14 protein-coding genes are annotated in these 13609 nt (G+C 36.5%); 4 read left to right on the top strand and 10 right to left on the bottom strand.

Features of this window, described 5'->3' with window-relative positions; all coding sequences use genetic code 11:
- Window positions 1-32: 32 nt before the first annotated feature.
- Together REI64_RS00310 and REI64_RS00305 are read right to left on the bottom strand one after the other, a co-directional pair.
- Window positions 33-2069 carry a TonB-dependent receptor domain-containing protein gene (locus REI64_RS00310; protein ID WP_308848081.1) on the bottom strand — a complete coding sequence of 679 codons (2037 nt, stop codon included), beginning with the start codon at window positions 2067-2069 and terminating at the stop codon, window positions 33-35.
- 41 nt (window positions 2070-2110) lie between these two features.
- Window positions 2111-2488 (bottom strand): YchJ family protein, encoded by a 378-nt coding sequence (locus REI64_RS00305; RefSeq protein WP_308848080.1) that lies wholly within the window; start codon window positions 2486-2488, stop codon window positions 2111-2113.
- A 125-nt stretch (window positions 2489-2613) separates the two neighbouring features.
- Between REI64_RS00305 and REI64_RS00300 the strand changes: the two genes are divergently transcribed.
- Entirely contained in the window at window positions 2614-3813 is a 1200-nt protein-coding gene (locus REI64_RS00300; RefSeq protein ID WP_308848079.1) for a GAF domain-containing sensor histidine kinase, read from the top strand.
- A gap of 7 nt (window positions 3814-3820) precedes the next feature.
- Here REI64_RS00300 and REI64_RS00295 read toward each other — a convergent pair whose 3' ends face one another.
- From REI64_RS00295 to REI64_RS00285, 3 genes are read right to left on the bottom strand one after another with little or no spacing between them, the layout of a single operon-like run.
- Window positions 3821-4243, bottom strand: coding sequence for a hypothetical protein (locus REI64_RS00295; protein WP_308848078.1), 423 nt, complete (start codon window positions 4241-4243; stop codon window positions 3821-3823).
- A gap of 4 nt (window positions 4244-4247) precedes the next feature.
- Window positions 4248-5234, bottom strand: a complete 987-nt coding sequence (locus REI64_RS00290; RefSeq protein ID WP_308848077.1) for a PorP/SprF family type IX secretion system membrane protein — start codon at window positions 5232-5234, stop codon at window positions 4248-4250.
- Window positions 5234-7630, bottom strand: coding sequence for a gliding motility-associated C-terminal domain-containing protein (locus REI64_RS00285; RefSeq protein ID WP_308848076.1), 2397 nt, complete (start codon window positions 7628-7630; stop codon window positions 5234-5236). The genes REI64_RS00290 and REI64_RS00285 overlap by 1 nt, the downstream gene beginning before the upstream one ends.
- Window positions 7631-7848: 218 nt before the next feature.
- On the opposite strand from REI64_RS00285, the gene REI64_RS00280 reads away from it, so the two are divergent.
- Both REI64_RS00280 and REI64_RS00275 read left to right on the top strand, forming a co-directional pair.
- Window positions 7849-8184 (top strand): hypothetical protein, encoded by a 336-nt coding sequence (locus tag REI64_RS00280; RefSeq protein WP_308848075.1) that lies wholly within the window; start codon window positions 7849-7851, stop codon window positions 8182-8184.
- A gap of 138 nt (window positions 8185-8322) precedes the next feature.
- Window positions 8323-9219, top strand: coding sequence for an EamA family transporter (locus tag REI64_RS00275; RefSeq protein WP_308848074.1), 897 nt, complete (start codon window positions 8323-8325; stop codon window positions 9217-9219).
- A gap of 4 nt (window positions 9220-9223) precedes the next feature.
- On the opposite strand, the gene REI64_RS00270 is transcribed toward REI64_RS00275, so the two are convergent.
- Window positions 9224-9574 carry a hypothetical protein gene (locus REI64_RS00270; RefSeq protein ID WP_308848073.1) on the bottom strand — a complete coding sequence of 117 codons (351 nt, stop codon included), beginning with the start codon at window positions 9572-9574 and terminating at the stop codon, window positions 9224-9226.
- Window positions 9575-9729: 155 nt separating this feature from the next.
- Here REI64_RS00270 and rnhA point away from each other — a divergent pair, with 155 nt between their 5' ends.
- Complete coding sequence (rnhA, locus tag REI64_RS00265; RefSeq protein ID WP_308848072.1) at window positions 9730-10206, top strand: ribonuclease HI; 477 nt, start codon at window positions 9730-9732, stop codon at window positions 10204-10206.
- Between the two features lie 133 nt (window positions 10207-10339).
- On the opposite strand, the gene REI64_RS00260 is transcribed toward rnhA, so the two are convergent.
- The 4 genes from REI64_RS00260 to REI64_RS00245 all read right to left on the bottom strand — a co-directional run bounded on the left by REI64_RS00260 (window position 10340) and on the right by REI64_RS00245 (window position 13568).
- Window positions 10340-10858, bottom strand: coding sequence for a DUF2911 domain-containing protein (locus REI64_RS00260; RefSeq protein WP_308848071.1), 519 nt, complete (start codon window positions 10856-10858; stop codon window positions 10340-10342).
- 136 nt (window positions 10859-10994) lie between these two features.
- Window positions 10995-12044, bottom strand: coding sequence for a class 1 fructose-bisphosphatase (gene fbp / locus REI64_RS00255; protein ID WP_308848459.1), 1050 nt, complete (start codon window positions 12042-12044; stop codon window positions 10995-10997).
- A 25-nt stretch (window positions 12045-12069) separates the two neighbouring features.
- Window positions 12070-12561 (bottom strand): metallophosphoesterase family protein, encoded by a 492-nt coding sequence (locus tag REI64_RS00250; protein ID WP_308848070.1) that lies wholly within the window; start codon window positions 12559-12561, stop codon window positions 12070-12072.
- Window positions 12562-12863: 302 nt separating this feature from the next.
- The gene (locus tag REI64_RS00245; RefSeq protein ID WP_308848069.1) at window positions 12864-13568 is read right to left on the bottom strand and encodes a methyltransferase; all 705 of its coding nucleotides are present in this window, start codon (window positions 13566-13568) and stop codon (window positions 12864-12866) included.
- Between the last annotated feature and the right edge of the window lie 41 nt (window positions 13569-13609).

The raw sequence follows: 13609 nt of genomic DNA, 5'->3' as shown, positions 1-13609 counted from the left end.
ACGTTTTGCTTTTATAAGATTTAGGCAGGGAACTACCCGCCCTTCATCCATCCAACCTTTAACCCTAAATAAAAACTGCGTCCTGGAGCCACATTATAATATCTTCCACCAAAACCATTGATATCGTTACCTAAACTATAGGTTTGATCAAGTAAATTATCCGCCCCTGCGAAGACCTGAAAAGGTATATTTTTTATTTGTTTCTGATAGCCCAATTTTAAAGAAACCAACTGAAAACTATCTGCATACTGAGTATTGGCATCGTTCAGTGCAATTTTTGAGCTGTGGTTGTAGCTTACGAATGCAAACAAGCCATTACGATTCGCTAAGTCGGCCATTAAGGTATAATTATGTGGCGCTACCCCCGGCAATTGGTTACTAGAAAAATCTTGATCTAGCTGTACAAATTCATCGTATTTAAAGTTGTGATAAGCATAAGCTCCCTGAACCAAAACAGACAATGATTTTCCTTTTGGAATAAGTTGATAGGACAAATTAGCTTCTATGCCTTGTTGCTTTGATTTTCCAGCGTTAACGTAATAATTTGCACCAGCAGCATCTCTACGAGTTACAATACTGTTGCTTAACAAAGTGTGAAAGTAACTCGCATCAACAGCTAATCTTTCACTAAAAAAAATGCCTCTAATTCCGGGTTCTACATTCCAACCATTTTCTGCCGCTAAGGCTAGATTATAAGTGTTGTTATCGGCAAAAATTTCACTACTGGCAGGTGGCGAGAAGCCTTTAGATAAATTCACATAACCAGAAAAAGCTTTATTAAATCGATACAAAGCAGCAAAACGAGGCTGCACTTGCCCAGAAAATGATTTGCTGGCATTGATATTTGGTGTTTCGCTAGCTCGTAAAAAATCTAACGAAAAATGATTGATACTTGCTCCCGCAGTAAATAACCATTTTTCTAACTCCCAATTTATTTGAGCAAAACCCATTATCTGCAACAAACTCAATTCATCGTCGGTAACCTGGTTTCCTCTAGTTCCCTGCAGGTTTCTATAAGTTTTGGAAGTAAAATCCCCAGTTTGAAACTCGCCCCCGAAATTTAAGGTCAAATTCTTTAAGCCATACGTAAAAGTTGTTCTTCCACCCCAATGAGGTTCTTTTTTTAATTCGTAATTCTGTATAGCTGGATTTTTTGTTTCATTATAAAAACCATATAAACTTGTGGTATTGTTTAGCTTGGAAGAAAAAGAATAACGATGAGTTAAGCCGAGTAAAGCTGCTTGCTGATGAATACTTGCATTTGCCAAAACTGCCCCTTGGTTAGCGCCCACACTTGGTCGTGCCTGCCATGGATTTGCCTGAAATTCTGCTAAGGTTAAAGCTCCCGGAGTTTGATAATTTAAATTACTATAAATGAAATACAAATTTAGCTGGCCCGTAGCAAAGGTTTTTAACTGCGTTTGATAACTGGCCAACCTGCGTTTCATAGCCGTATGCTCACGATAACCATCTGCACTGACTTCTTCATAACCGAAAGCATGTTTGGGCAGCTGTAGTTTCAGATGATAATTTAGCGCACCAAAACTGCCAGCACTTAACTGACTGTCAAATCTTGTAGCATTGGCAACAGTTGGCGATTCCAAAAGAACCACTCCGCCTGTGCCCGCTCCGTACAAACTGCTACCAGGACCTTTAATAATTTCCATTCCTCCTACGTTAAAGAAACCAAGCATATTTAACATGCTGTTACCACCTGGCGCAGTAAAAGGAATATTGTCGTAGTAAATTTTAACATTGCGCACCCCATAGGGACTACGAACAGAACTACCCCTAATATTTAAGCGGTAACTACCGGGCGATCGTTCTTCCATTCTCACGCCCGCCGTAGCATTTACTGCCTGTAAAATATTAGCATCACCATATCGCATCAACTCATTCTGACCAATTTTATTGATTGCGGCTGGAGTAGAAAGTAAATTTTTACCGCCGTAAGCATTAATCACCACACTATCTAAAGCAACTTTGGCAAGACTATCCTTGGTTTGGGCATTTATATTTTGAGCAGAAATAAGGAGTAATACGCTAACTAAAAAGATGAAGTTTTTCATTATGGGTTAAACAAGAAAGAACTGTAATTGTGATATTAATTTTAAAAATGTTCACCTGAAAAATAGTACCATTTGTCCCCATCTTTTTTGAAAATGGACTTTTCATGGTGGACGTATTCTTTTAATTTGTTCTGATAAAAAGCCTTAAACTCTACAATATCTCCTTTTGCATATATAATTTCCAATCTAAACCAGTAGTTGGCCTTTGCCCACTGTTCAATATCAGCTTTGCTAAATAAATATCTTTTGGCAGGATGTGCAGTTTCCCAAAGATAATCGATAAGATGAAGCGCATATGCACTATATCTAGAGCGCATTAAATGCTCTGGACTTGGCGGCACAGCAATCTGCAAATGAAAAGGTTGGCAGCATTCCGTATAAGATTTTTCAGAACAACAGGTGCATCTAATTAATTCCATGATGTAAATAAAGCCTTAAAAATACATCAAAAAAAAGAAAATAGCTCTCCTAAAAGTTGTAGTTTGGATGAGCTAATTTTATTTTTGTATAGAATAGCATTGCAGAAGAAATAAATTTTAAGCCCGTGCAAAGTACTCGTCCAATACCACCAAATGAAGCAGAAAGACTGGCAACTCTTTTTGAACTCGATTTAGATTATGTGAGCCTAAACAATAGTTTCGAAGATTTAAGCTATCTTGCCGCTAAAATTACTGGCACAGAGATATCCCTTATTTCTTTTATAGACTCTTACACGCAGTGGATTGTGTCACGATTTGGATTGGAAGTTTACCAAACGCCAATAGATGATACGGTTTGCCAATATACCATCATGGAAGATGATCATTTAGAAATTGAAGATCTTTCTAAAGACAAACGATTTGATGGCAAGGGAATTGCCGATGAACCGATGAATTTAAGATATTATTTAGGCATTCCCTTAAAAACAAATAGCGGTTATAACATTGGCTCACTCTGTGTATTAGACACAAATTTCCACAAACTTTCACAAGAGAAAATTGACCAACTTAAGATAGTCGCAAAGCAGGTTATCACAAGAATTAACGATACCAACGCTATTAAATCGTTAGAGAAAAAATTAGCTACTCAAAACGACACTTATAAAAAAGTTGCACACGATATACGTGGACCTATTGCAGGCATTATTGGCTTGGCAGATATGATTAGCAACGACAAAGACGAATACCCTAGTGAGGAGCTGCATAACATTGTGGGTATGATGGGTAAAAGTGGTCAATCAGTACTTGATTTGGCTGATGAGATTTTAAAGAACTCTTTAAAAGATGCTGTTTATGCACCAGAAGTTTTTACCCTTCGAATTTTCAAGGAAAAGCTTGAAAAATTATATCAACCGCAGGCTTTTAACAAACAAATAAAGTTAGAGATCCAAACGAATATTGCGTTTGATACTATTCAAATTAAAAAAGATAAGTTATTACAAATCAGCGGAAACATTATCTCTAATGCAATTAAATTTACACCTAACGACGGAAAAATCACAGCCATATTAGATTTAATTATTGAAACGGATAAGAAAACGCTAATTCTAGAAGTGCAAGATACTGGCACTGGAATAGCTGAAAATACTATTAAGGAAATTCTGGAGGGCTCTGCCTCAAGCAATGACGGCACCATTGGTGAAAAGGGATATGGTTTTGGCTTGCCTTGTGTTAAAAAACTTTTGAGAGAAATAGGTGGCGAAATTTCTATAAATTCTGTTATAGGGCAAGGAAGCCAATTTAAGATAAGGGTACCAAACGTTTAGTGCTATATTAATTCAGATGCTTTTTTAAAATGCAATAATTAAGAGGCAAGTCAAAAAAAATCTTTCTAGAAACTACAAAGCGAATTGTGGCATTACAATCATTTTTAGAGGGATAAGAACCGAAATCGGTTAATAATCTAAACGATTTAATCTTCTTATCATCAATATTAGGTTTGAAAGTATCTTCCTTAAAAGCAAGTTCTGTTTCGCCATCACCAGCAATTATCACTATCTTTTTAACTTCTTTTATATTTTTGTTCACTACAAATTCAAACACAACATTGTTGTTAGTCGTGTCTAAAGAAAGTGTATAGGCAACGTAAAGTTCATTAGATCGTAAATATTGATAATCGATCTTTTGGTCGTTATTTTGAGCCTTACAAAGTACAAATGTGCATACTAAGCACAGACTAAGAAAAATCTGCCTCATATCTTTAAAATTTACAAGTATTTTTAAATTTTGTATATCTTTTGTCCCTCATTATAAAAGATAACTCAAATGTTTTGGGTTGTATTTTATTGATCTTGTTTGATGATAATGTATGGTTTATCCCAAAAGAATAATTAGAAATATCGAACCCAAGGTAAGGAAAAAAAGAGTTCTCATTAAATTTATGCCATAAACCAAAGTTTAATTTTAGATTTGAATCATAGGTTGGTTTAAAACCAAGCACTGCACCTAAAATAGCATCCTCGTTTTTTCTTTGTTTCATGTAATGTCCACTAATATTTACATCTATCAAATCGTTAGATAAATATTGAAAGCTTAAGGTGGTAGTTTGTCGCAGCGGAACTTTACTTAAATAATGATCTTCAAAAGATTCTTGAGGACTAGCTAGGTGAAATAGAGAATATCCAGCGGAAAGGTTAAAGTTTTCAAATGCCAAAGCTAGATTTGCGCCTATATTAGCATCAAGATAATTTATTCCATTTCTGTCTGATTCTAGATAACTAGGTCTAGAAGGATCAAAAATTCCATCAACATACTGTGACGCAAAAGTTAGGGCATTTAAATCTAGTGATTTTGAGATGTACGAAATTTGGGGTGCCAAACCGAACTTCACTTTGTGGTCTGCATCAAAAAAACGATAGTACGAAAATCCAACATTAACTACATTTGCTTTTAACGCTTTATTAAAAGATTCTTCGAATAAAAGATTTGCTCCGATAGAAAATATACCATCGTAATAATATTCATCGTTTAGCTTGTATTCTCCAGATATACTTGTTGTACTGTATGGATCGCCCACATTTGCCCATTGCCTTCTTGTATTTAAAGCAAGTCTATAGTAACCATCAAAATAGCCAATAAGTGCTGGATTTAAAGTTAGCGGTGAAGCAAAATATTGAGAAAACTTGGGATCTTGCGCCGAAGTATGCAAGCACAGGAATGACAGCAAAACAAAAATCAGTTTCTTCATTACAAAATCAGCACAGTTTTACCAGAGGTCATATATGTCTCGCCCAACTCATCTAGTGCTTCTATGTACCAGGTGTAGGTTTCAAAAGGTTGTAATTCTCCTTTGTAGTAACCATTCCAACCGTCTTCGGGCTTAATGCTTTTTGATTGAAATACCAAGTTCCCCCATTTATTATAAATTTTGAAGCTAACCACCCGAGTTAAACTCACCGTAAAAGGATATAATTTATTGTTTGTATCTTTTAATGGCGTAAAAGCAGTTGGCAAAATTGCTGCAGGTTTCTTACCAATATCTACATTTACAGCATCACTAACATAACAACCAAATTTATTATACAGCACAATGTAATACGTTCCAGATTTGGCAATCTTATCGGGATTGGTCATTTTTATCGTCAGTTCTTTATCTTCAAAATAATCAACCCTTTCGTAATCTCTACTTCCAGCTATTACTTCGGGCTTAGTAATATCTACGATGTATGGCTCTAATGTCCGTTTTGGATGATTTATGACCAATTTTGCAATTGGGTGCACCACTACCTGTATTTCCTTTTCGTCCTTACATCCATATAAATTGGTGATGACAACGCGATACTTTCCCGTTTTATCTACCCTACTAGGGTTGACAACTGGTCTATTGTTAACATCAAAATAAGTGAAAGTAACCTTATCAGTACTTGTGGTGTACAGTCGTCTATCCGTAATATCCACTGTTTCTGGATAACATACCTCGTTTGGATTAATAGCATTTAACACCGGATTTTCTACTAACACATTGATACTTCCAGTTGCCTCACAACCGTTTTTATTAGTAACTTTTATGTAGTACCTACCTGTTTCTCCAACTCTACTTGCATTTTGAACTTTCGAAGTCATTGTTGCATCATTAAAAAATTCAAAACTAAAATCATTGTCACTACCGGCATAGTGAACTAAGCTTGTCAAATTTATAGTAGCACCTACACAAATTGGATTAGGATCTTTAATCTTTAATATCGGATCAGCGAAATTAGAAACTACAACCTCTCTAATAGCCGTACAATCATTTAATTTGAAAACGATATAATATTTGCCAATAGGAACTCTAGTAGGATCTGTAAGTGGCAAAGTAAGTTCTTGATTTCTAAAGAAAGAAACTTTGTAAGGCGTAGGCACTTTTTTCAACACCTTTGTAGATGTCAAATCCATAAATTCGCCACGGCATACCTGCACTTTATCGAACATCTCTACATTATCCATTATATTCGATATAAAAATCTTTATCGATTTAATGTCGTAACACCCATTAAGTGTTAGCCCTTTAATATAATAAGTTCCACTCTGCCTTACATCTTCCGGATTTGCGAGAGGCTTAGTTAAGTTAGCATCAGTAAAAAAAGTATAATTAACGTACGGTGATTTATTTTCAATGATATCCAAACTAGTTAAATCTACATTGTCGCCAGCGCAATAGTATCTCTCTGGCGGCACCACCAACTCTAACTCCTTATTAACAATTACCGTGGTAATAGTATTTTTGCAGCCAAACCCATCATAAGGTGTTAAATCAAGTATAACTTTTGTACCGGCAGGTAATACACGATTAAAACTAAAGCTCTCACCCGAGCCGTATTTTACGCTTTTATCTGCATTGAACCAATCGTACTCCTTAAAACCAGCAGGTCCAAAAAGTGTAACATTATTGGCGGTGGCGCAAATCTCCACACCTCTTATCAAGCCTTCACAACTTTCGTAAACATCTACGTACGCATAACCGAAATGCCCGCTTGGTGTACAATCGGCAGTTGTAAACTCTAAAAGGATTTCTTTGCCTTGGTAGCCACTTAGGTTTAATGTAACAGTTGTCCAATCTTTATACAATACGTTGCTTGCTATTGAAGACCTTTTGAAACCTGGCAAACTAGATGTAGCAATGTATTCAAACGATGCACAAGGAATATATTCATTTTTGGCAACATCCAACACCTTGGCTGTAAAGCGGGGTTGTTGAGAGGCAACATGATTGGGGTCTTCAAAAACGACAGCGTAATTATAGCTAATTGTAAATTCTGGCTTATTTAAGGGTACATCTATTTTATAAGTAAGTCTCTCGGCATTACTTCCCGTACCCGAATTACCCAATTTAACCGAATACCTACTTCCATTGGGTGCTAAAACAGGAAATTTGCCAAAAACATCAACTTCGGTTTTAGATGTCATGATGGTATGCCTATTAGCTATTGGAGCACTGGGGTTAACATTTATTACATTCTTAGAATTCAGTACAGTTGTAAAACCAATATATGCCTGCCAATTGGTGAAGTCTTTAAGTTCAAAACCTAAGTTAACAGGACAATCCTGAGCTTTTGAACAGAAAAAAGCAATAAAAGTGAGTAGAGTAAGCGTTAATTTCTTCATTAAATTTGGTCAATATGTAAAGCTAAAGAACTTCTTTGATACACAGTATAAAAAAGAGTTAAAAGATGGATATTAATTGATAATTATACTATTTCACAGTACGACAAATACCCTTTTTAAGAACAAAAAAAACATATTTACAACGAGAATGTTACTAGCTAACAAAATTAGAATAGAACATTATGAAAACTCAAATTAAATTTTTAGCCGTCTTATTAATGATGCCTCTCCTTTTTTTAGCCTGCAGTAAAGATGATGACCCAGCAGATAATGATCTATTTGTAGGAACCTATAATGGTACCATTAGCTATAATAGCGGTTCTACCTCTATAAGTACTGAAACTGGAAAAGTAACCGTGGTAAAAACTGGAAACAATTACGATTTCAAATTCTCTGATGGAATTCCTGATTTGAATGGTGTTGAATTTAGGAAAGATGAAAATGAAGCTATTTCTATAGGCGATGTAAATAAATATATCAAAATTACGGCTGGCAAACTTATCATTGGCTATAACGCAGACGGCACAACTTGGACTGCCGACTGTGATAGGTAAAAAGTAATCAATAAAACGAAAGGTGCAGGTATTACTTGCACCTTTATTATTTAAAAACATTTATTTATAGGAACCTTTTAGCCCTAACTCACCTCTAATATGTTTAGCTTTGTAATACAATGAAAGCTTTACACTAAAATGGGTGGCGTTCCTAAAAATCTACTCAACTTTATTTATGGAATAATTTTCGTGACCTTTTGGTCATCAGCCTCATCGGCAACCAAAATTGGGCTTAAGGTAGTTCAACCTTTAGTGCTTTCTATACCAAGGTTTATTTTAGCTACTGCCATAATGCTAGGTATATCGCATTTAATTATGCGACAAGCATTGCCGAAGGGGAAAGCAATTTGGATAAAAATAGCTACTTATGGTTTTTTAAACGTTGGACTTTATTTGGGGCTTTACGTATGGGCAATGCAGCACGTTTCAGCTGGATTAGGTTCGTTGTTTATCGCTATTAATCCAGTTCTAATCATGCTCATTAGTACATTATACTTTAGGCAGCCTTTAAGACTAGTTACGGTTTTAAGTTTTGTGCTGTGCATGAGCGGAATGTTAATTGCCGCTTATCCCTTACTTGGCGGCAGTTACGCCAGTCCAACAGGCTTACTTTTATTGTTGCTATGCAATATTTCCTATTCTGCAGGTGCTATTTATTTTTCTAAGCAAAACTGGGAAGGATTGCACATTTTAACCATTAACGGCTGGCAAACACTGTTCGGTTGCTTATTGCTACTTCCGTTTGCTGCGCTTCTTTATCAGCCCGAAGCAAATGTATTTAATCTTTCGTTTGTTGGCGCAGTGGTTTGGCTGGCTATTCCAGCTTCCATCATTGCATCTTTACTTTGGATGTCGTTACTCAAAGACAACCCAACCAAAGCTTCTGCTTGGCTATTTCTCTGCCCCATTGCAGGCTTTGTCATTGCATCGGTATTAATGAAAGAACCATTAACTTTATACACTCTAGCCGGAGTAATATTAGTGATTATAGGACTTTACACCGTTCAAAAGGCAAAACAAAACAGCACTAATTAAGCACCTAGTTTAGTTTAATCTGTTTTGGATCGTTTACTACAATTTGAAGCTTTTCCTTGTACAAAGTCACCTTTCCAATTACACAAATTCGTTTGTTTTCGAACAGTGTTACGGGTTCTTTTTCAAACTTATCCCTATCAGATTTAAATACTACAACGGTAATTACTTCCTTCGGAAATTTACCTCCCAAATTAAGCAAGCTAAGGCTTTCCATAGATCTAGCGCTATAAACAGAATCACATAAGGTAACTTCCTTACCAACATGATTAACTACCTCTTTTATAGAAACATTTGTTTGGCTTTTAGCAGCAATAAAGAAAGCTAGTAGCACAAAAGTTAATAGGATTTTTTTCATATACGAAGATACGAATTACAACTTTAAGCTATAAACAAATTTTGTTTAGAAACTATCTTTCGCGACAACGGATTACGCTAAGCAAACGGTATCTGAGCAGAAAATTTCAACATCAAGTTTGATTTCCGTTAATAAAGCCTAGTTTTACAGTGTTTATGATAGAAATCTACACAGACGGAGCAGCAAGCGGCAATCCCGGACCTGGCGGTTACGGTGTAATTTTACGTTCGGGCAAACACTATAAAGAATTAAGTGGTGGTTTTAGAATGACTACCAACAATCGCATGGAGCTTTTGGCAGTAATTGTTGCACTGAAAGCATTGAAAACCCCAGGCCAAGATGTTGTTGTATTTTCTGATAGTAAATACGTCGTAGATTCCGTAGAAAAAGGTTGGGTTTTTGGCTGGGTGCAGAAAGGTTTTAAAGACAAAAAGAATAAAGACCTGTGGCTACAATACCTACAACAACATAAACTACACAACGTAAAATTCAAATGGATTAAAGGACACAACGAACACCCAGAGAATGAACGCTGCGATCGTTTGGCAGTTGCAGCATCTCAAGATAAATCCAATTGGGTAATTGATGCACCTTTTGAAGCGGAAAGAAATAGTTCATCAAAATTGCTATAACAATAAAGCCGATATCTGAAAAAGATATCGGCTTTGTATTTTTCCGTCATTGCGAGGCACGAAACAATCTTACCACTGTAGCCAGCTAATAATTGCGCTTTAAGATTGCTTCGTGAATCGCAATGACGACTTATTATTTCACACTAACAGGCACAGAAACCTTATCCCAGCTTAAAGAAAAACCTTTGCTAGTGATATTATAAACTAATCTCTCTTGTGTTTCTGCCAACGCCTTAGTTTTTACATCAACACGTAAGGCATCTTTTGTTTCGTCGTATTTGCCAGCGCCCCATTGCTTAGGTTCTTTGTTAAAAATAGCTGTCCAAGTACCGCTTTCTTTTGGAATTAAAAAGAAACTATATTTTCCGGCAGGTAAGTTTTTGCCTTCAATTTTAATGTCTTTGTCGGTTTCGAAAGTGGTGGCTTCATTAGCACCTGCACGCCACACTTTATCGTAAGCTTCTAAACCGCCCCAAATTTTACGCCCTTTCACCGATGGACTACTGTAATTGATGGTGATATTTGCCGCACCAATCTTTCCCGTAGCCGTTTCCGCAGGGCTAGCTTTTGGTTTAGCATCTTGAGCCATTGCACCTACCGAAACGAAGAGGGCAAGCACTGTAGTTGCCATCACTTTAAATCTTGATTTCATAATTTTCATTTTTAATAATCAGTTTTTACTAAGTTACCGTTTAAAACATTAAAAAGTTTACATCAACAATAAAATTACCGACAGCAAAAAAGCGAATGTTTCCACTCGCTTCTCAAATTAAATTAACCAGAATTTTTTATGCTGATTTTATTTCAATCGCTTTCTCTTTTAGCTTTTCTACAGGAGAAAATTCTGCCATAAACTCTTCTGCCTTTCTCACCATTTTAGGAGAACCCACAAAAATCGCCACACGTTGATGTAATTCCGTTGGTTCTATATCTAAAATTCGGTTCAAACCATCAGTAGCAATACCACCAGCTTGCTCAATAATTAACGCCATTGGGTTACACTCGTACAATAAGCGTAATTTTCCTTTTGGCGAAGCTGATGTAGTAGGGTAAATATAAATACCACCTTTAATTAAACTTCTATGAATATCAGCGGCCATGGCACCAATGTATCTAGATGTATAAGGTCTGTTAGTTGCAGCATCTTCTACCTGTGCATATTTAATGTATTTCTTCACCCCCTCCGGAAAATGAACATAGTTACCTTCGTTGATAGAATAAATCACGCCATCTTCAGGTATTTTCATATTGGGATGCGATAAGCAAAACTCCCCTATCGATGGATCTAAAGTAAATCCGTTTACACCTTTTCCAGTAGTATACACCATCATGGTAGATGAACCGTAGATCACATAACCAGCAGCCACTTGCTCTGTTCCTTTTTGCAAAACATCGTCTAAAGTAGCTGGTCCTTCAGTAGATTTTCTCCTATAGATAGAAAAAATAGTGCCCACCGTAACGTTGATATCAATATTCGACGAACCATCTAACGGATCAATACAAACAATATAACGAGCATTTTTAGACACAGGCGAATCGATACGTACAAAATCATCTTCCTCTTCCGAAGCTACAATACAGCACTCGCCACCACTCGTTAACGCCGAAATAAATTGGTCGTTAGCATAAACATCTAGCTTTTTTTGTCCTTCGCCTTGTATGTTAATGGTATCTGCATCGCCTAAAATATCTACCAAACCTGCTTTGTTTACTTCGCGGTTTACAATTTTTGCGGCAATGCCAATATCTCTCAACAAGCGAGAAAGCTCTCCTTTAGCGTATGGAAAATCCGCTTGCTTTTCAATAATAAACTGGCCTAATGTTTTTATACCCGACATCATTTTACTTAGTGTACTTTTTACGTTATCTATCTCCTAATTCTATGGCCTCTAAGGTATGTATTTTTTCATCGGAAATACAAAAACGAATCAAAGTTCTTTTCTTGTGCCAGCCATGTTTTCCAGCCGCACCGGGATTAATATGCAAACATTGTATTTTTTTATCGAAAACAACTTTCAGAATATGCGAATGCCCAGAGATAAACAATTGTGGAGGCTTAGTGTAAATTTCTCTCTTTACTTGCGGCGCATATCTATCCGGATAACCACCTATATGTGTCATCCAAACATCCACTCCTTCACAACTAAATCGATTATGTTCTGGAAAAGCAGCTCTAATCGCCACATCATCTATATTCCCATAAACACCTCTAAGGGGTTTAAATGCCGCCAAAGGCTCAGCCACGTTTGGACCAAAATCGCCCACGTGCCAAATTTCATCACTATCGTCGAAGTACTTAAAAACCGCATCATCTAAATAACCATGCGTATCAGATATTAAACCTATTTTTTTCATTTGTTTCAGATGTGAGTATTGGATATTGAGAACAACTGCAAACCTAAATGTTTGTTTTATGAAAAGCAATTTCAGTGCTACTCGGCAACATCAGTTGGGCTTTACGCTATATCTCTTCATTTATCCTTCGACAAGCTCAGGATGACAATGAAGAGGATGCCGCTGCAATCCCATTTATTTAACAAAGGCGGTTTTCCAAACTAGCTAACTATCTACGTCATTGCGAGGAACGAAGCAATCTTAAAACGATTTATAAATTCATAATAGATTGCTTCGTGCCTCGCAATGAAGAATAAAAAAACCTAATACGCCAAAAAGAAATCCTTCAACAAAAGCTCATAAGCTTTAGTATATTTCTTTTCACTTTCGTAAATCATGAAATCTTCTTCTACCACTTCAATCTTTTCCCTCCCTAAGCAAACTATCCTTCTAAATTCGGGCTTGCTTACATCCGAGTGCAACTTAATTACTTTTTGCGTAAATAGCCCCAATTCTTCACCTCTACCAACCACTTCTTCTGCTTGTTTAATTGGCAATACAAACCAAAAGCAAGCATTTTCACTCAGCAATTCGCCCACTTTCTTAATCAATTCAGCAAAAAAAGTGTGGCTGGCATGCCTTGCCATTTCTTTTTTAGGTTCCGCGTTTTTATAATCGTTCACAAAAAATGGCGGATTAGTTACTATCAAATCAAATTTTTCTGGATTGTTATATTGTTCTATTGATATATTGTTGTTCGTTAACCGCTTACTGAAAACGGAATTTTCAAAGTTTCTTGCGGCAGTTGCCGATGCCTGCTCGTCTATCTCTACCGCATGAACCTGAGCTGTTGGAAATCGTTGTGCCAGCATTAGCGCAATTACTCCTGTTCCCGTACCTATATCCAATATCCTTTTCGGGTTTTCATGTTTCGTCATTGCACCCAGCAATACCCCATCGGTATTGATTTTCATGGCGCAGTTGCTTTGATCTACCTCAAATTGTTTAAAACGGAAGATGTTTTCCATAGATTTAATTTAACCGCAAAAGCACAAAGAACACAAAGTTT

The organism is Pedobacter sp., assembly GCF_031119335.1.
Lineage (GTDB): Bacteria > Bacteroidota > Bacteroidia > Sphingobacteriales > Sphingobacteriaceae > Pedobacter.
Note: the sequence above shows the minus strand (reverse complement) of the source record. Positions and strands in the feature narration are given on the sequence as shown.